This window comes from Thermoanaerobaculum aquaticum (assembly GCF_000687145.1).
Classification (GTDB): domain Bacteria; phylum Acidobacteriota; class Thermoanaerobaculia; order Thermoanaerobaculales; family Thermoanaerobaculaceae; genus Thermoanaerobaculum; species Thermoanaerobaculum aquaticum.
The window spans coordinates 102,989-121,212 of record NZ_JMFG01000008.1 but is presented as its reverse complement, the minus strand read 5'-3'; the positions used below and the strand labels follow the sequence as shown (position 1 = coordinate 121,212).

Here is an 18,224-nt window from a genome sequence, read left to right as displayed (position 1 = left end):
CCCTATGGGGGAGAGCCGGCGCGGGAGGGCGAGATGCACATTAACGACATCTTGAAGGTGGCGACGGAACGCAAGGCTTCGGACGTGCACCTGAAGGTGGGGTCCCACCCCATCATCCGGGTGGACGGGCAACTGGTGCCGCTGGTGGAGTTCAAGCGGTTGATGCAGGAGGACACCATTGCCATGGCCTTTTCCATGATGTCCTCCCAGCAAAAGGAAAAGTTCAAGCAGTTTTTGGAAATTGACATTGCCTACTCGGTTCCGGGGCTGGGGCGTTTTCGCTGCAACATCTTCCAGCAGCGGGGGTCTGTGGGGCTGGTGCTGCGCCTGATCCCCGCGCGCATCCTCACCATCCGCGAGCTCTTGCTGCCACCGGTGCTGGAGCGCATTGCCTCCGAGGAACGGGGGCTGGTGCTGGTCACGGGGACCACCGGTTCCGGTAAGTCCACCACTCTGGCCGCCATGATTGACTACATCAACTCCACCCGCAACGTCCACATCGTGACCATCGAGGACCCCATTGAGTTTTTGCACCGGGACAAAAAATCCATCGTCAACCAGCGGGAAGTGGACGTGGATACTCGCAGCTTCGCGGTAGCCCTGCGCTCGGCCCTGCGTCAGGACCCGGACGTGATCCTGGTGGGGGAAATGCGCGACTTCGAAACCATCGAAACCGCGCTTTTGGCTGCGGAAACCGGGCACTTGGTTTTTTCCACCCTGCACACCCTGGACGCCACCGAAACCATCAACCGCATCATTGCGGTTTTTCCACCCCACCAGCAGAAACAAATCCGCATCCAACTGGCGGCGGTTTTGAAGGCCATCATTTCCATGCGCCTGCTGCCCCGGGCCGATGGCCTGGGGCGGGTGCCGGCGGTGGAGGTGCTGATTTCCACGGCCTACATCCGCGACTGCATCGAGCAAAAGGAGAAAACCAAGCTCATCCGCGACGCCATTGCCGCTGGCACCTCCCAGTACGGCATGCAAACCTTCGACCAGTCGCTTTACGCCCTTTACAAGCAGGGCCTCATCACCCTGGAAGAAGCGCTGCGGCGCGCCACCAACCCCGACGAGCTGCGACTGCGCATCCAGGGGATCCAGTCCACCGCCGACATGTCGCGGGAGGAAATGGAGTCCACCCTGGAAACCGGTGTGACGGAAGACCCGTTTGCCATGGGTAGTCCCTTCGAGTTCGGTGGGCCCAAAGAAGGCTAAGACCGCCCACACGGTGGCCTTGGAGCTGCTCAACCGCCGGGCGTTGAGCGAGGATGAGCTGCGTAAAAAGCTATTGAAGCGCGGCTTCGGGAGCAAGGAAGTGGAGCAGGAGCTGTCTCGTCTTCGCCGGGCGGGGCTTGTTTCGGATTTGGAGCTGGCACGGATGGTGGTGCGCTCGAAGTTGCAAACCGGCCATGGCCGGTGGGCTTTGCGCGTTGCCCTGCGGCAGCGGGGGATAGACGTCAAGGTCAGCGAGCGGGTGCTTGCGGAGCTTGCCCCGGAAGATGAGGACGGGGCGTTGTCCAGGGCTTTGGAAAAGGCGCTTCGCCGCTATGAAGGGGAAGAAGCTTCCCTCCGCCGGCAGAAGGTGGTACGGTATTTGCTTGGCCGAGGGTTCGGGCTTGCCGCCGCCCTGCGGGCTACCGAGTTCCTGGGAGGGGAGCTGGATGAAGAAGCTTTGGTCGAGCCGGGAAATCCGGAAGACGTTTCTTGATTTTTTTGCCAAAAAAGGCCACCAGGTGGTGCCTTCCTCTTCGCTCATTCCTGCTGGCGATACCACGCTTTTGTTCACCAACGCCGGCATGAACCAGTTCAAAGACGTTTTCCTCGGGCGGGAGGTGCGACCTTACACCCGAGCGACTTCCTGCCAAAAGTGCGTGCGTGCTGGCGGCAAGCATAACGATTTGGATAACGTGGGGTACACCGGCCGCCACCACACGTTTTTTGAAATGCTCGGCAACTTTTCCTTCGGTGATTACTTCAAAGAAGAAGCCATCGCCTTTGCCTGGGAGTTGCTCACCGAAGTTTACGGTTTGCCGGTGGAGCGCTTGTGGTTTACCGTTTACACCGAAGACGACGAATCGGCAAAGCTCTGGGAAAAAGTGGGTGCCCCGCGGGAGCGCATCCTGCGCTTTGGGGAAAAAGATAACTTCTGGGCCATGGGGGAAACCGGCCCTTGTGGCCCCTGTACCGAAATCCACTACTACCAGGGTGAGGATTTGCGTCAAAACACCGCCGATTTGGTGAACGGGCCGGGCGATGTCACCCTGGAAATTTGGAACCTGGTGTTCATGCAGTACGAAAGGGACGCCCAGGGCCACCTCTACCCGCTGCCCAAGCCCTGTGTGGACACGGGAGCCGGGCTGGAGCGGCTTGCCGCGGTGCTCCAAGGGGTGAGCAGCAACTACGACACCGACCTCTTTACCCCTATCTTGGCGCGGGTAGAGGAGCTCGCCCAGCGCCGGTACGAAAAGGACTCAGAGCTGGGTCCGGCGTTCCGGGTCATTGCCGATCACGCCCGCGCCGTCACCATGTTGCTGGCCGACGGCGTGGTGCCCTCCAACGAAGGGCGGGGCTACGTGCTGCGCCGCATCATCCGTCGGGCCCTGCGCTACGGCCGACGGCTGGGGTTTGACGGCGTTTTCCTGGTGGACGTGGTGCCGGCGGTGGTGGACAGCCTCGGGGATGTCTACCCCGAGGTGCGCGAGCGCTTGCCGGTGGTCACCGAGCTTTTGCGCACCGAAGAGGAAAGGTTTGCCCGCACCCTCAACGTGGGCACCGATGTGGTGGGGCGGGAGCTGGAGCGCTTGAAGCGAGCCGGAGCCACGGTGATGCCTGGAGATGTGGCCTTCCGCTTTTACGAAACCTACGGTCTTCCGCTGGAGGTGCTGGAGGAATTTGCCCAGGAGGAGGGGCTGCGGCTGGACCGGGAGGGTTTTGACACCCGTCTGGAGGAGGTCCGGCGCGCTGGCCAGGAAAGCTGGAAGGGCGAGCTTTTGGCCCGCACCCGCGAGGAGTACGAGCTGTTGGTGGAGCGCGGCGTGAGCTCCGAGTTTGTGGGCTACGAGCAGCTGGAGCTGGAAGGGGCCACGGTGGTGGCGCTTTTGGGCAGCTCCGGGGAGGTGGACATCCTCACCGGCAGCGGCGAGGTGGTGCTCGACCGCACGCCGTTTTACGCGGAAGCCGGTGGTCAGGTGGGGGACCAGGGCGTGCTGGTGTGGAAGGGCGGCAAAGCACGGGTGGAAGACACGCAAAAACCGGTGGCTGGGCTCATCGTCCACCGGGTGGTGGTGGAGGAAGGCAGCCTCCGGCGGGGGCAGAAGCTGCGGGCGGAGGTGCACCGGGGCAAACGTCTGGACACCCAGGCCAACCACACGGCCACCCACCTCTTGCATGCGGCGTTGCAGCGAATTTTGGGCCCCACCGCGCAACAGGCCGGCTCGCTGGTGGCTCCCGACCGCTTGCGTTTTGATTTTTCCTGGCGGGAGCCCTTAACCCTGGAGCAAATTGAGGCCATCGAGACGCTGGTCAACGCCAACATCCGCGCCAACTTCCCGGTGGAGTGGGCGTACATGAGTCTGGAGGAAGCCAAAGCCGCCGGCGCCATGGCGCTTTTTGGCGAAAAGTACGGTGAGGTGGTGCGGGTGGTTTCGGTGGGTGGGGGGACGGTGTCCCGGGAGCTTTGCGGCGGCTGCCACGTGCGCCGTACCGGCGATATTGGTGTGTTCAAGATCGTCAGCGAGAGGGGCATTGCCGCTGGTGTGCGCCGCATTGAGGCGCTTACCGGCCGGGGGGCGGTGGAGTTTTTCCAGCAGCAGTTCCGGTGGTTGCGCGAGCTTTCGGCCAAGGCCAACGTGCCCGCGGAAAAGCTCCCCGAAGCCTGGGACAACCTGGAACGCAAGGTGTGGGAGCTCACCAACCAGGTGAAGGACCTCAAGCTCCGTTTGGCCACCGGTGGCGGGGCCGAAGAAGACCACGTGCACGAAATCTCCGGCGTCAAGCTGGTGGTGCGGGAAGCTCCCCCCATGGACGCCAAAGCCCTGCGGGAATTGGCCGACCGCTTGCGTGATAAGCTGGTAAGCGGGATCGTGGTGGTGGGCATGGCGGAAGAAGACGCAGCAACGCTTCTGGTTTCGGTGACCCAGGACGTGGCGTCTCGCATTAGCGCTGCGGAAGTGGCCAAGCGTCTGGCTGCCATCATGGATGCCCGGGGCGGTGGCAAGCCCACCATGGCGCAGGCTGGCGGTAAGCACCCGGAAAAGCTGCCGCAAGCGCTGGAGGCCGCCCCCCAGGTGGTTAAGGAGCTTTTGGCACCGTGAGGACGTTCCTTTGTGCCGCGCTGGTGACCGTGCCGCTGGCGCTGCCGGTGCAGGCGGGCAACGTGTTTTTGGTGCAAAAACCCGATGGTGGGGTGAAAATCGTCAATATCCCTGGTCCCAGCGTGGCCTTTCGTCTGCCGGATGGGGGTTCCCGGCGGGGAGCGCTTTGGCCTTTGGTGGAAGAGGTGGCCAAGGCCCACGGTTTGGACCCTCACCTGGTGGACCTGGTGATCCGCCTGGAATCCGGCTACAACCCGAAAGCGGTAAGCCCCAAAGGGGCCAAGGGCGTTATGCAGCTCATGCCGCAAACTGCCGCGCTTTACGGGGTGAGCAACCTCTTTGACGTGGAGGAAAACCTGCGGGGCGGGGTGCGCTACCTCCGGGACCTTTTGGAGCGCTTTGGCTTTGACCTGGCCAAAGCGCTGGCGGCTTACAACGCCGGCCCGAAAGCCGTGGAAAAACACGGTGGCGTGCCCCCTTACGCGGAAACCCAGCAGTACGTCAGCTCGATTCTTTCCGCTTACCGGGGAGGCGGTGCCACGCCCATCCTTTCCGGCGGTTTTGGCCGCCCCACCAGAAGCTCCCGACCGGTGACGCTCGTTCAAGATGGCAACCGCCCGCTTTTGACCAACTCCCCCCGCAGCGGCGAAGCCCCCATCGCCCGCCGGCTCAGCGTTTACTAGCGGCTACCGCCTTCCGTGCGGTTTCCGAGCAAACGTGGAACCCGCGCTCAAGAATGTGGGACCCGCGCTCCCGCGCGGGTTGCTTGCAAGGATGAACCATTGAAAATCAGATTCCTCGGGCCTTCGGCCCTCGGAATGACATGTTGCGCCTGTCATTCCGAGCGAAGCGGGGAACCTTCTATCCGCCACGTCCAGGTGTGTTTGTGCGCGGCTTTCGTTTTTTGCGATTGTGGTCTGGGTGCCAACCGTGTTCGCGCCACCTGGGTTTTGCTGTTGGTGCCCGCGCTGAGAATGGGTTTGCTTCTGGCCGCGCCTTATCCCGGGGTTTGGGTTGCATGGAGTGCGCGGTTGAGTATGAAGGTCGGGTGGCTTTCTGTAACTTCCTCCCCTTAAGGCGCGAGCTTCCGGTAAACTTCAGGGCGGGAGGTGCTATGCGGGTTCTTTCAGGGGTGCAGCCGTCGGGACGCTTGCACATCGGCAACTACTTTGGGGCTATCCGTCAGTTTGTGGAGCTGCAACAGGATCCTGCCAACGAGTGCTTCTACTTCATTGCCAATTTGCACGCCATGACCACCGTGCACGATGGCAAGACGCTGCGCGAAAACACGCAAATGCTGGCGGTGGATTTTCTCGCCTTAGGGTTGGACCCCAAGCGCTCGGTGCTGTACCGGCAGTCGGATATCCCGGAGGTGACGGAGCTTTCTTGGCTTTTATCCACGGTGACACCCATGGGGCTTTTGCAGCGGTGTCACTCCTACAAGGACAAGGTTTCTAAGGGCATTTCGCCCAATCACGGGCTGTTTGCCTATCCCGTCCTTATGGCCGCGGATATTTTGATCGTGCGCGCCGATAAGGTGCCGGTGGGTAAGGACCAAAAGCAGCACCTGGAGGTGACCCGCGATGTGGCCGCCGCTTTCAACCACGAGTACGGGGAGGAGGTGCTGAAGCTTCCGGAAGAAATGATCCTTCCGGAAGTGGCGGTGGTTCCAGGGATTGATGGGCGCAAGATGTCCAAATCCTACGGCAACACGCTGGACATTTTTGCCCCGGAAGCCGAGCTGAAAAAGCGGGTCATGTCCATCGTTACCGATTCCACACCGGTGGAAGAGCCCAAGCCCACCCGCGGCAACACCCTTTACCACTTGCTCAAGCTCTTCACTCCGAAGCAGGAGTGGCCGGAGGTGCGCAAGTGGTTTACCCAGGGGGGCACCGGCTACGGCAAGATGAAGCAGCACCTTTTGGGTTTGATCCTGGACTACTTCAAGGAAGCCCGCGCCAGGAGGGAGGAGCTCATGAGGGATTTGGGCTACGTGGAGCGGGTTTTGCAGGAGGGTGCCGAACGGGCCCATGCGGTGGTGGCCGAGGTGATGGCCGATTGCCGGCGGGTGTGCGGGTTGAGGTAACGACCTTTCCCCCGGCTGGTGGGTGACGGTGTTGGTCGGCGAGCTTGGCACCCGGCAGTCCCTTGAAGTGTAGCCCCCTGTATGAGTCGTTCCGAGGGATTTGGAAACGAAAGCGGGGGCTTTCTCGGCCCCCAGGATTTGCCGGTAAGCGAGGAGGACGTTCGCCGTCTGCGGGAGGTTCACCGCTTTTCGCCGGCGGAGCTCTGGGCTTTTTGCCAGGCTTTTGCCGAAGCCTATCCGCACCTGGCGCAAGCGGCATTGCACCGCCCCACCCACGCTGGCTGTCCCCCGTTTGAGCTGCCAGACGATTAAAGCCTGAGTTCGGCGTTGAGAGCCGGTCCCCAGCCCCTGGTGTGCGGGGTCACCTCTTGTCCCTGGGTTGCGGCGTAGCATCAAGACAAGGCAGACCGGAACGCTCTGGTCTTGCGGAGGTGGACGATGAAGCTGCGTGTAGCCCTACCGCTTTTTTTCGCCTGGCTCAGTGTGCCACTGGCAGCACAGACGCTTTTGGAGTTCACGGGAGCTCGCCCCAGTTTGGACGCCCAAGCACGGGTGGTGGATCAAGGGGTGGGGACCGAGGTTGACTTTGCCAAGGACCTGGGGATGAGCGATGAGCCTCTCCCGAGCTTGCGGCTCTCTCACCTTGGAAAGCGCGGGTTTATTTCGGTTGCCTACGAGAAGGCCTCGTACACCGGTGACCGGGTGGTGGAGCGGACCATCGAGTACGGCGGGAAAACCTACACCGTGGGCACGCGGGTGAAAAGCGACCTGGCAGTGGAGCGGGGCGTGGTGCAGCTAGCTTGGCAGTTCTTGGCGTCACCCAGTGGCCATGTGGCCTTCGGACCCATGCTGGAGCTGGTGGGGCTGCGCTTCGAGGGAACGCTCGATGCACCGGAAAGCACGCCGCCCATTACCGAGTCCGGTACGTTTCAAACGGCACTCCCCGCCCCAGGGTTGGCCCTGGACCTTCGCCCCGGAAAGCGCCTGCGGTTCTTTGCCCGGGGCGCCACCCTGCATGTGAGCCAGGGAAGCTACGATAGCTTGGAGGCAGGCGTCCTTTTGGGCCCGTATGGGCCGGTGGCCTTAGGTGGCGGGTTCCGAAGCTTGCGGGTGAACTACCGCGACGATCCCGATTGGGCACGGCTGCGCCTTTCGGGTCCTTACGTGAGCTTGGCGTTGAGCTTTTAAAGGCATACCCGCCAGCACCTCGACAGGCGTGCCTAAAGCTTCGGGAAGCGCCTAACGCTCTGGCCTTGGCGGCATGAACGCCGGGATGCCGGTAAGGAACTCTCCAAGGATGAGCGTGTGCATGTCGTGGGTGCCTTCGTAGGTGTACACCGATTCGATGTTCATCAGGTGCCGCATCACCGGGTACTCGTTCACCACGCCGTTGGCGCCGTGAATTTCCCGCGCCAGCTTGGCGCATTCCCGGGCCACCCAGCAGGAGTTGCGCTTGGCCTGAGAGACCTGCACAAAGGTGGCGCGCCCTTCGTCCTTGAGCCGCCCCAGCCGCCAGACCATGAGCTGCCCCTTGGTGATTTCGTTGGCCATCCACACCAGGCGCTCCTGAATGATCTGGTGGCTGGCAATGGGGGCATCCCCAAACTGCTTGCGGGTCTTGGCGTAGTCCAGGGCTGCGTGGAAGGTGGCCAGTGCCGATCCCAGGGCTCCCCAGGCAATGCCGTAGCGGGCCTGGGTGAGGCAGGAGAGCGGGCACTTGAGGCCAGCGGCCCCGGGGAGGCGGTTGGCTTCGGGGACCTTGCAGTCGGTAAAGGCCAGCTGTGAGGTGACCGAAGCCCGGAGCGAGTACTTGCCCTTGTGCTCAAAGGTTTCAAAACCCGGTGTGCCTTTTTCCACCAAAAAGCCGCGAATAACGCCCTCATCATCCTTGGCCCACACCACCGCCACATCGGCAATGGAGCCGTTGGTGATCCAGGCCTTTTCGCCGTTGAGCACCCAGTCGTTGCCCACCCGCCGGGCGCGGGTGCGCATGCCGCCGGGGTTGGAGCCAAAGTCAGGCTCGGTGAGGCCGAAGCAGCCGATGGCTTCGCCCTTGGCCAAACGGGGAATCCATTTGTCCTTCTGCTCTTTTGAGCCCCACGTCATGATCGGGTACATGACCAGGGCGGATTGCACCGAAACGAAGGAACGCAGCCCCGAATCGCCGCGCTCCAGCTCCTGCATGACCAACCCGTAGGCCACATTGGAAAGCCCGGGCAGGCCGTACTCGGAAAACGTAGCCCCGAAAAGGTTCATGGCGGCCATTTCCGGGATCAGCTCCCGGGGGAAGCGGCCCTCCCAGGCCCACTCTTCGATGTGCGGAAGAATGCGCTCGTCCACCCACTCCCGCACCGCGTCGCGCACCATGCGTTCTTCCTCGGTGTACAGCTCTTCCACCAGGTAAAGGTCCAGGGTTTGCGTTGCCATGCGTCCTCCGTGGCCCTCCTTCGCGGGCACGTGAAGTATGGCACAATGTCCCGGGAGGGCAAAGCCATGTGCCCTTTTCTCGGTGGCTCGGCGGTGGCGATGGCCAGCCAAATTGCTGAGGGTTACACGCTGCTTTCAGCGGTCCAGCTCAAGCGGCTTTCCGATTCTGAGATGGATCAGCTGCAGTTTGAGCTGGAAAAGCTGCTCAGGGACCTGCGTGGCCAGGTGCTGCCAGCCGATGATGTAGCCGGCAACCAGCTCAAAAACCGCAAGATCTCCCGCGTCACCAACGCCCTTCAGCAGCTGCAGGTAGCCCGCCAGCAGCGGGCCCGGGGGCGGCTGTGAAGCCCAGGACCGTCGTGGTCACCGGGGCTGCTTCCGGCATTGGCCTGGCCTGTGCCCAAGCGTTTTTGGAGCTGGGCGATGAGGTTATCGCTCACTTTCGGAGCGATCCCAAGGGTTTGGGCGAGCTGGCGCGGCGCTATCCCGGGCGCGTGAGTCTGGTGCAGGCGGATTTGGGCACGGAAGCGGGGTGTGTGGCGCTGTTTGCCGGCCTTCAGCAAGTGGATGTGCTGGTGCACAGCGCCGGGATTTGGAATGCCGGCCCTATCCGTGAGCTTTCCGCGGCCAGGCTGGAGGAGATGTTTCGGGTCAACACGTTTTCCGCTTACTTTTTGGCGCGGGAGGCGTCTTTCCGTATGCCGCGGGGGAGCATGGTTTTCATTGGCTCCACTGCGGGGGAGCGGGGGGAACCCGGGCACAGCCACTACGCCGGCTCCAAAGCCGCGCTTTGGGGTTTGGTGCAATCCCTTGCCCAGGAATTGGCCCCCCAAATTCGCGTAAACCTGGTTTCACCGGGCTGGGTGCGCACGCCCATGGCCGAGCCGGCGCTGTCGGAACCGGGGAGGGAAGCACGCATCGTGGAGCGCATCCCCTTGCGGCGCATTGCCGAGCCTGAGGATGTAGCATCGGCCGTAGTGTTCTTAGCTGACGAGCGGCAGCGGCACATCACCGGAATTGACCTGCCGGTTTCCGGCGGGGCGCTCTTGCCCTTGCCCCGGGGCTAGACCGGCAAGGGGGGCGGGGAGGTGACCATGGAGTTCGGGATTCCTAAGGAAACAAAACCCCACGAGCACCGGGTGGCCCTCACCCCTTCGGGGGTGGAGGCCCTGGTGCGGGCGGGGGCCAGGGTTTGGGTGGAAAGAGGCGCCGGGGCCGGTGCGGGGTTTGAGGATGAGGAGTACGAGCAAGCGGGGGCCCGCCTTGCCTACAGCCGGCAGGAGGTGTTTTCCCGGGCGCAAGCGGTGGTGTGTGTGCATGGCCCCAGCCCCCAGGACTACCCGCTGTTGCGTCCGGGGCTGGTGGTGATGGGCTTTTGGGCGCTGCCGGCAGCCCGCCCTGAGGATGTGGAAGCGCTGTTGGCCACCGGTGCTTCCGTGGTGGGCTACGAAATCATCGAAGACGCCCACGGCCACGCACCGGTGCTGACCTCCATGTCGGAAATTGCCGGGCGCTTGGCGGTTACCATTGGCTCGGGTTTGCTTTTAAACGAGTTTGGCGGCAAGGGGATCCTGTTTTCAGGTGTTCCCGGTGTACCCCCCGCCAACTTCGTGGTGATTGGTGCCGGGGCTCTGGGGAGGGCCGCCGCCCAGGCAGCCCTGGGCATGGGGGCTTCGGTGGTGCTTTTGGACCGCTCGGTAGCCCATTTGCGGGCGGCCGCGCAAGCGGTGGGGCATGCCGTGCCCACCATGTTGGCCAGCCCGGCCAACATCGAAAAGGCCATTGCCTTTGCCGACCTGGTGTTGCTGTCGGCGGCGGTGCGGGGGGAGCGCGCCCCGCTGCTTATCACCCGAGATATGTTGAAGCGAATGAAGCCCCGGGCGGTGCTCATGGACCTTTCCATTGACATGGGGGGGTGCGCGGAAACCTCCCGCCCCACGTATTTTCCCGATCCGGTGTACACGGTAGATGGGATCCGCCACTTTTGCGTACCTAACTTGCCCTCGGTGGCGGCCCGCTCCGCCACGCTTGCTTTGACCAACACCCTTTTGCCCTACCTTTTGGTGGTGGCCGAAAGGGGCTTTGCCGAAGCCCTGCGTCGCACGCCGGAGCTTTCGGCAGGAACGTACATTTACCAGGGTAAGCTGGTGCATGGGGGCTTGGGCCGAATTTTCGGTAAATCGGCAGCGGATTTGGCCACGGTTTTGGGATAGGGAGGCGCCGTGCAGTGGAACGAAATTTACCGTCGGCGGGTTACCACCGCTGAAGAAGCCGTCAAGGCCATCAGATCCGGCGATTACGTGTGGATTCACGGGGGGTGCAACAACCCCGAGGAGCTCATCCACGCCATGGTGGGGCGGGCTTCCGAGCTTTCCAACGTCACGGTGATCCATATCCTTACCTTTGGCCGGGCTGATTACGCCGATCCCAAATTCGAAGGGGTTTTCCGCCACCGGGCTTTGTTTACCGGGCCCAACGTGCGGCAAGCGGTCAACGAGGGGAGAGCCGATTTCGTGCCGGTGCATCTTTCGCAAATCCCCCGCTTGATTACTTCGGGAATCCTGCCGGTGGACGTGGCCATGATTCACATTTCCCCGCCCGATGAACACGGATTTTGTTCCTTTGGTGTGGGGGTGGAGTGCACCAAAGCGGCAGCGGAAGCGGCCCGCACGGTTATTGCCCTGGTTAACCGGCAAATGCCCCGGGCGCTGGGGGACGCGTTTATTCACGTGTCCCGCCTCACCCACGTGGTGGAAATTGACCGGCCCGTGCTGGAGCTGCCCCAGGCCCAGGAAATTGGCCCAGTTGCCAAAGCCATCGGCAGTCACATAGCGGAGCTCATTGAGGATGGCTCCACGCTGCAAATGGGCATTGGAGAAATCCCCGATGCGGTTTTGCTCTTTTTGAAAGAAAAAAAGCACCTTGGCATTCACACCGAGATGTTTTCGGATGGGTTGGTGGAGCTGGTGGAATCCGGGGTAGTTACCAACGAAAAAAAGACCCTCCATCGCGGCAAAACCATTGCCTCTTTTGTCCTGGGCTCCAAACGCACCTTTGATTTTTTGGACAACAACCCGTTTGTGGAGTTTCACCCTTCCGATTACGTCAACAACCCCTTCATCATTGCCCAAAACGCCAAAATGGTGGCCATTAACTCGGCTTTGGCGGTGGATCTCACCGGACAGGTCTGCGCCGATTCCCTGGGCACCTCGATTTACTCGGGCTTTGGGGGCCAGGTGGATTTCATCCGCGGCGCTGCCGCTTCGGAAGGCGGTAAGCCCATCATTGCCCTGCCCTCCACCGCCAAAGGCGGCACGGTTTCGCGCATTGTGGATGTGCTGGCTCCCGGCTCGGGCGTGGTGACCACCAGAGCAGACGTGCACTACGTGGTTACCGAGTTTGGTATTGCCTCGCTTTTTGGCAAGAGCCTGAAAGAACGGGCGGCTGAGCTTATTCGCGTGGCGCACCCCGACTTTCGGGATGAGCTGCGCTCTGCCGCCCGCCGGCGCCATTTGCTGTGAGTAGCTTCTTGTTAGGCCCGGGCCTGAGGCGAACACCGCAGCGGGTGGTATCGCTGGTGCCCAGCCTCACCGAGGCGGTTTTTCAGCTGGGGTGTGGCCAAAAGCTTGTGGCCCGCACCGATTTTTGCACGTCTCCTTCAGAAGTGCGCGCTTTGCCCTCGGTGGGAGGCACCAAGACCTTCGAACCGGCGGCGGTTTTGGCCTTAAAGCCCGATGTGGTTTTGGCAGCCAAGGAAGAAAACCCCAAAGCCAGGGTGGAAGCCCTGGCGGCCCACGTGCCGGTGCTGGTGGCAGACCCCCAGGGGCCCCAGGAGGTCCCCGATCTCTGGCGGCTTTTGGGCTCATTGCTGGGTGCCCAAACCCAGGGGGAGGCGCTGGCACGGGAGGTGGAGGCTTTGCTTGGCGCTGATGCGCACGTGCCGATCCCTTTCGTGTACTTCGTGTGGAAGGACCCGTTCATGGCCGCCGGGCCCGACACCTATGTGAGCCGCCTTTTGACGACCTGCGGGTTTGACAACGCAGTTCCTGCTGGCCCGCGCCGCTACCCCATTGTCGGGAAACAGATGGCGCTCGCCGATGGGGTTCGCGTTCACCTTTACCCGGACGAGCCTTACGCCTTTGCACTGCCTGCCCACCTTCAGGACTGGGGCGAAGGTGTCGAAGAAAAACCCGACCATTTCCTGCTGGCCGGGCGCATCCTGTGTTTTGCGGTTTCCGGGGCCGATCTCACCTGGTACCCCTCCCGCACCGCTGCGGGCTTACGCCTGGGCCGTAAGCTCCACGAAAAATGCCTCTCTCTGCTGGCTAACCCCGATCACCCTTAGGTTTCAGTAGCCCAGCGCCATTCCGTCCTTTCGCGACTCGGTGGCACCGAAGTAAACACCGGTGCGGGGGTCCCGCAGCACCGCCTGATACCCGCCAAAAACTGTGCCGGTGGCTTCCACCAGGCGGTGGCCGCGGCGCAAAAGCTCATGGCGCACGTCAACGGGGATGCCCGATTCAAGGGAAAGCCTGCCGCCATCGCGCATCACCGTGCCGGTGGGCTCGGAAGAGCCGGTGTGGTAAAAGCGGGGGGCATCGCCGGCTTCCTGCAGGTTCATGCCGAAATCCACGATGTTGACCACGATTTGCACGTGGCCCTGGGGCTGCATGTCCCCGCCCATAACGCCAAAGGCCATGAGAGGGGTGCCGTTTTTGCCCAGGAAGGCGGGGATGATGGTGTGAAACGGCCGCTTGCCAGGTTCCATGGCGTTGGGGTGGTCTTCCTGGAGGCTGAAAAGCGCTCCACGGTTTTGCAAACCAAAGCCCAGCTCGGGGATCACGTAGCCTGAGCCAAACCCGGTGTAATTGGACTGAATGAGCGCCACCATCATGCCCGAGGCATCGCCCACTGCCAAAAACGTGGTGTCACCGTCGGCCAGGTGAGGGTTCCCCGGCTCCACGGTGGCAGCGGCCCTGGTCATGTCTATGCGGCTGGCCTGTTTTTTGGCGTACGCCTTGCTCAGAAGTTGCTGGATTGGGGTTTTTGAGAAGGCCGGATCGGCGTAGTAGCGGGCACGGTCGGCAAAGGCGAGCTTTTTGGCTTCCACCAAGAGGTGCCAAAAGTCGGGGTGGTCGCGGCCCAGGCTTTTGAGGTCGAAGTTTTCAAGGATGTTCAGCATTTGCAGGGCCGCCAGGCCCTGGGTGTTGGGGGGCAGCTCCCAAACGTTGTAGCCGCGATAGGTGGTGCTGATGGGCTCCACCCATTCGGAGCGGTGACGGGCAAGATCCTCCAAGGAAAAAAAGCCGCCGTTTTTTTGGGAATAAGCCACGATTTGCTGCGCGATGGTGCCCTCGTAAAAGGCTCGGCCTCCCTCACGAGCCAAGACCTCGAAGGTGGCCGCCAGGGCCGGGTTGGCAAAGGGCTCACCTTCAGCTGGGGCTTTGCCTCCGGGGAGAAAAACGGCGGCAAACCCGGGCTTCTGGGCAAAAACCCGGGCACTGCGCTGCCAGGCTCCGGCAATGACCTGCGGGACGGGGACGCCCTCTTTGGCGTAAGCGATGACCGGTTGAAACAGCTCGCGCCACGGCAATCGCCCGAATTTGCGGTGGAGCTCCCACCACCCGTCCACGCAGCCCGGCACCGTCCAGGCGTAAGGGCTGTGCAGGGGAACGGTGCCATCGGGGGCCGGCGGAACCTTGTCCCGGGTGAGGGCCAAAGGTGCCCGCCCCGAGCCGTTGAGCCCGTAAAGCTTGCCGGTGGCAGGGTCGTAAACCATGGCAAAGAGGTCCCCGCCGAGGCCGCAGGAAACCGGCTCCATCAGGGCCAGCGCGGCGTTGACGGCAATGGCTGCGTCCACTGCGCTGCCGCCCTTCTTGAGGGTTTCCACGCCCACCAGCACCGCCAGCGGGTGGGCCGCCGCCACCATGCCGTGGCGGGCTACGGTCACCGAGCGGGTGGCAAAGGACCTGCCTTCCGGGCGGTCGGCGGCCTCCACCGCCAGCACCGTAAGGCTCAGGCACGCAAAAAGGCAGCAAACGGGCTTCATGGCTTCTTCCTCCTTGCCAAAGGTAGCCAAAGGGGAACCCTTTGCCAAGGGGTTGCGCTACACTAGCTCTGTCTATGGAGCGTACATCAGCGTTTCCGGGAAAGCGGGTTCGAGTTTGGATGTGGCTGTGGCTGGGGCTGGTGAGTGCTCAAGTCTTGCTCGTGCTCTGGTTGGGCTCCGAACACGAGCTAGCCCGGGAGGTGGAGCTCCAGGAGCGGTCGTTGTCGGGGGCTGCAAGCCAGCTGGCGCGCGTGGTGGACGCCGTGGAAGAGGGCCTAAGCCCTGAGAAGATCGAACACCTCGGTGCTTTTTTGCGTGAGGACCCGCTTTTTGGGGTTGTGATTGACGAAAGCGGGGGCAGGCACCGCTGTTGGCCGTCGGGCCTCAACGCCGTGGCCGATCAGGTTGACGCCATGCTTCCTGCCGATCGGGGGTGGGCCTTCGTGGAGGAGGGGGCGTGGGCGGAACGTGGGGTGCTGGCTTTACGGGTGACCAGAGCCGGGCGGCAGGGTGTTCTCCTGCTGGAGCTCCCCAGGTTGCTGGTCAGTGCTTACCAACCTTCGGCCGCGGGAGAGGCGCTCATCCTTTGGGTGACGGGCTCCGGCGAAGAGCCGCGGTTCTTTTTTTGCGAGCCCCGACTCAACGCTGCCGGGGGGTGGGCTTGCTCCCTTCGCCGGCAAGCGCTCTGGGGCAAGGGTGAGTTTGTTGCTGACGAAGGGCAGGTGCGGCTTTCCGAGGGCACATCGGTGGGCAAGCGGGTCCGGCTGGCCGGCCAAAGTTTCACTTTGGGCGTTTTTGTTCCCAGCCAGAGCTTGACGAGGCTTTCACCGGCGTGGCTTTTTTTGCTGGTTTTTTGGGCGTTTCTGGTGGGAACAGCGGTGCTGGTCTGGCGGCAGTGGGCCAACATGGAGGCTCAACGAGCGGCAGCCCAAGCTCTCCTGGCTCGGCAGGAAGCTGAGCTTTCCGCCCGGATTGCCGAGGCTTCCTGGCGGCTGTTGCTGGATGGGGTGAAGGAGCCGCTTTTGTTTTTGCGGGACGACTTGGTGGTTCGGGCTAATCAGGCGGCAGCCCGGCTTTTGGGCTTCGAACAGCGTGCCGATCTGATCGGCCGAAAGTTTGAGGAGCTTTTGGCACCCGAGGATCGGGAGCGCGTCAAAAAGCTCCTCCCCGCCACCAGTCTTTCTTTGGGCGCTTTCACCGCGCACTTTTTGGGTCCCCGGGGGCGGCGGCGCACGGTGGAGGTTAATCCCTGGGTCATGGAAAGCGGCGAGGAATCGCTGACCTGCTTGAGCCTGGAGGACTTCACTGCCCGTGAGCGGCTGGAAAAGGTGCTGCGGGCGGTGCTTTCCGGCGTCAACGTGGGGGTGGCTTTCCTGGAGCCCAAGGGAACAGTGGCGTGGTGTAACCCGGCGCTGGCCACGGCCCTGGGCGTTAGGCCCGAAGAGCTGCAGGAGGCCAGCTTGCTTCCCTTTGTGGTTCCTGCCTCCCGCCGGGAGGTGAAGCGGGCCTTCGTTCGTGCCATACGCGGGGAATCAGCCTCGGTGGTGGCGAGCTGTCGCTGCAAGGGCGACGTGATTAGCTCTGTGGAGCTGGTGTTTCGAAGCATTAACGTGGCCGGAAGCCTCGCTGGCGTGGTGGTGGTGGCACAACGGGCTGGCTTACTACCGGGTCAAGCGCTTTCGGAGGAGGTGCTTACGCCCATGCACGAGCTGGTGGCCCATGCCCTCCACCGCATGGCCAACGTGGTGCAAGCCTCCCTGGCCAAAGGCTCGGCGGGAAAAGGGGGCGCCACCGGTTTGCGGAATGGCATGGCCCAGGTGGCCCAGGAGGTGCACCGCCTGGGGGTCTTTTTCCGCCTCCACGGTCCGGGGCTGGTGGCCGTGGATCTCAACCAGCTGGTCACGGAGCTGGAGCCGAAAATCCGCTCGCTTCTGCCCACCGGGGTGAGGTTGGTGGTGCGCCCGTGGTCCGCCCCGGCGGTGGTTCGTGGCGATGGGGAGCAACTGGCCCTGTTGGTGCATGGGCTGGTGGAGGCCTCGGTGGAGTGTTTGCACGGTGGAGCGGGCACCGTGGAGGTGGCGGTGGAACAGCTGGCGGGAGGAGTTTGCCGGCTGGCGGTGAGCGATACCGGTGAGGTCTTTTCGGGGCAGGAGGAGCTGCGATCGGTGTTGCCGGCCCGGCTGAGGGCGCGGGCTTTGGCCTCCTGTGTGGCCCGACGTCACCTGGGTGAAGCGGGTTTCCGCGAGCGTGCGGGCTTTGGTTTTCGGGTGTGGGTGGACTTGCCGCCGGTGCTTTCGGCGGTGCCGGTGGGTGAAGCGGAAAAGCCGCGAGCGGGAAAGGTTTTGATCGTGGACGATGAGGCGGCCATTCGCGAGGGCCTAGCTTTTCTCCTGCGTTCGGAAGGCTACGAGGCGCTGGAAGCTTCCAACGGCCGGGAAGCGTTGGCCCTTTACGATGCCGATCCCCAAGGGATTGCTCTGGTGGTCCTGGATCTGGTCATGCCGGAAATGGACGGGCGGGAGGTTTACGCGGAGCTCATGCGCCGGAAAAACCCCCCGCGGGTTTTGCTGGCCACCGGCTACCACCCGGGAAACGACCCTTCCTTGGCCTCCGCCTTGGTGCTGGTAAAGCCTTTCAGCGCCGACGCTTTTCTGGAAGTGGTGAGGCGGCTGGTTTCGCCCTCATCATCCCAGGCTTAGCCGGTTTTAAAAAGCCCTTCGCGTGATAGCATGGAGGCGTGAGGGTGTACACCCGGACCGGTGACGGGGGCTATACCGCATTGGGCAGCGGTGAGCGTGTCCCCAAATGGGAACCGCGGGTTTCGGCCTACGGGGATCTGGATGAGGTAAACTCATGGGTGGGGATGTTGCGGGCCGAGGGGGTCCCCTCTGAGGCTGACGCCCACCTGGAAAGGGCGCAACGGGCACTCTTCTCTCTGGGTTCGGTGCTGGCGGGCAGCCCCCGGGGCTTTCTTTCTCCCGACGCCGCCGACGTGACTTGGTTGGAGAACTGGATTGACCGCATGAGTGCGGAGCTGCCACCGCTCAAGAACTTCGTGCTTCCCGGTGGGAGCCGCTCCGCAGCCGTGGCCCACCTCTGCCGCACCGTCACCCGCCGTGCCGAGCGGGCGGTGGCGGCTTTGGGGATTGAAGACGAGGTGGTGGGCACGGCGGTGAGGTTTTTGAACCGCTTCAGCGACGCCCTCTTTGTGTTGGCCCGCTGGCTCAATCACCTCCAGGGCGGTCGCGAAATCCTTTGGCATGAATAACAACGGGGAGTCGGAGAGTAAGGGCTCGCCAGGCTTGGCCAGAGCTGGCCAGGCGCTGGACGGCCGTGTTACGCCCTCTAC

Annotated in this window: 16 protein-coding genes; 14 read left to right on the top strand and 2 right to left on the bottom strand. The window is 62.9% G+C overall.

Annotated elements, in window-relative coordinates:
* Positions 1-33: 33 nt before the first annotated feature.
* The 7 genes from EG19_RS03755 to EG19_RS03725 all read left to right on the top strand — a co-directional run bounded on the left by EG19_RS03755 (position 34) and on the right by EG19_RS03725 (position 7,587).
* A complete protein-coding gene (locus EG19_RS03755; RefSeq protein WP_081799887.1) occupies positions 34-1,215 on the top strand; it encodes a type IV pilus twitching motility protein PilT in 1,182 nt (393 codons plus the stop codon).
* Positions 1,196-1,708, top strand: a complete 513-nt coding sequence (locus tag EG19_RS03750) for a regulatory protein RecX (RefSeq protein ID WP_053334840.1) — start codon at positions 1,196-1,198, stop codon at positions 1,706-1,708. The genes EG19_RS03755 and EG19_RS03750 overlap by 20 nt, the downstream gene beginning before the upstream one ends.
* Entirely contained in the window at positions 1,662-4,313 is a 2,652-nt protein-coding gene (alaS, locus tag EG19_RS03745; RefSeq protein WP_038047649.1) for an alanine--tRNA ligase, read from the top strand. Before EG19_RS03750 ends, alaS begins: the two co-directional genes overlap by 47 nt.
* Positions 4,310-4,996 (top strand): lytic transglycosylase domain-containing protein, encoded by a 687-nt coding sequence (locus EG19_RS12310; RefSeq protein ID WP_053334839.1) that lies wholly within the window; start codon positions 4,310-4,312, stop codon positions 4,994-4,996. Before alaS ends, EG19_RS12310 begins: the two co-directional genes overlap by 4 nt.
* A gap of 431 nt (positions 4,997-5,427) precedes the next feature.
* Positions 5,428-6,399: a tryptophan--tRNA ligase gene (gene trpS / locus EG19_RS03735; RefSeq protein WP_038047645.1), complete on the top strand. Its 972-nt coding sequence runs from the start codon at positions 5,428-5,430 to the stop codon at positions 6,397-6,399.
* A gap of 81 nt (positions 6,400-6,480) precedes the next feature.
* Positions 6,481-6,711: a hypothetical protein gene (locus tag EG19_RS03730; protein ID WP_038047643.1), complete on the top strand. Its 231-nt coding sequence runs from the start codon at positions 6,481-6,483 to the stop codon at positions 6,709-6,711.
* Positions 6,712-6,837: 126 nt separating this feature from the next.
* Entirely contained in the window at positions 6,838-7,587 is a 750-nt protein-coding gene (locus EG19_RS03725; RefSeq protein WP_038047640.1) for a hypothetical protein, read from the top strand.
* Positions 7,588-7,638: 51 nt separating this feature from the next.
* On the opposite strand, the gene EG19_RS03720 is transcribed toward EG19_RS03725, so the two are convergent.
* Positions 7,639-8,826, bottom strand: a complete 1,188-nt coding sequence (locus EG19_RS03720) for an acyl-CoA dehydrogenase family protein (protein WP_038047637.1) — start codon at positions 8,824-8,826, stop codon at positions 7,639-7,641.
* Positions 8,827-8,892: 66 nt separating this feature from the next.
* On the opposite strand from EG19_RS03720, the gene EG19_RS03715 reads away from it, so the two are divergent.
* From EG19_RS03715 to EG19_RS12305, 5 genes are read left to right on the top strand one after another with little or no spacing between them, the layout of a single operon-like run.
* The gene (locus EG19_RS03715; RefSeq protein ID WP_152543895.1) at positions 8,893-9,171 is read left to right on the top strand and encodes a hypothetical protein; all 279 of its coding nucleotides are present in this window, start codon (positions 8,893-8,895) and stop codon (positions 9,169-9,171) included.
* Positions 9,168-9,893: an SDR family NAD(P)-dependent oxidoreductase gene (locus EG19_RS03710; RefSeq protein ID WP_038047630.1), complete on the top strand. Its 726-nt coding sequence runs from the start codon at positions 9,168-9,170 to the stop codon at positions 9,891-9,893. The genes EG19_RS03715 and EG19_RS03710 overlap by 4 nt, the downstream gene beginning before the upstream one ends.
* 27 nt (positions 9,894-9,920) lie before the next feature.
* The gene (locus tag EG19_RS03705; protein ID WP_038047628.1) at positions 9,921-11,039 is read left to right on the top strand and encodes an alanine dehydrogenase; all 1,119 of its coding nucleotides are present in this window, start codon (positions 9,921-9,923) and stop codon (positions 11,037-11,039) included.
* 9 nt (positions 11,040-11,048) lie between these two features.
* The gene (locus EG19_RS03700; protein ID WP_053334838.1) at positions 11,049-12,347 is read left to right on the top strand and encodes an acetyl-CoA hydrolase/transferase family protein; all 1,299 of its coding nucleotides are present in this window, start codon (positions 11,049-11,051) and stop codon (positions 12,345-12,347) included.
* The gene (locus EG19_RS12305) at positions 12,344-13,171 is read left to right on the top strand and encodes a helical backbone metal receptor (protein ID WP_081799886.1); all 828 of its coding nucleotides are present in this window, start codon (positions 12,344-12,346) and stop codon (positions 13,169-13,171) included. Before EG19_RS03700 ends, EG19_RS12305 begins: the two co-directional genes overlap by 4 nt.
* Positions 13,172-13,174: 3 nt before the next feature.
* Here the strand turns inward: EG19_RS12305 and ggt are convergent, their stop codons facing one another.
* Positions 13,175-14,875: a gamma-glutamyltransferase gene (ggt, locus tag EG19_RS03690; protein ID WP_038047855.1), complete on the bottom strand. Its 1,701-nt coding sequence runs from the start codon at positions 14,873-14,875 to the stop codon at positions 13,175-13,177.
* A 74-nt stretch (positions 14,876-14,949) separates the two neighbouring features.
* Between ggt and EG19_RS03685 the strand changes: the two genes are divergently transcribed.
* Both EG19_RS03685 and EG19_RS03680 read left to right on the top strand, forming a co-directional pair.
* On the top strand, positions 14,950-17,574 hold the full coding sequence (locus tag EG19_RS03685) for a hybrid sensor histidine kinase/response regulator (protein WP_081799885.1): 2,625 nt from the start codon (positions 14,950-14,952) through the stop codon (positions 17,572-17,574).
* Between the two features lie 38 nt (positions 17,575-17,612).
* The gene (locus tag EG19_RS03680) at positions 17,613-18,143 is read left to right on the top strand and encodes a cob(I)yrinic acid a,c-diamide adenosyltransferase (RefSeq protein WP_038047622.1); all 531 of its coding nucleotides are present in this window, start codon (positions 17,613-17,615) and stop codon (positions 18,141-18,143) included.
* The last annotated feature ends 81 nt before the right edge of the window (positions 18,144-18,224 follow it).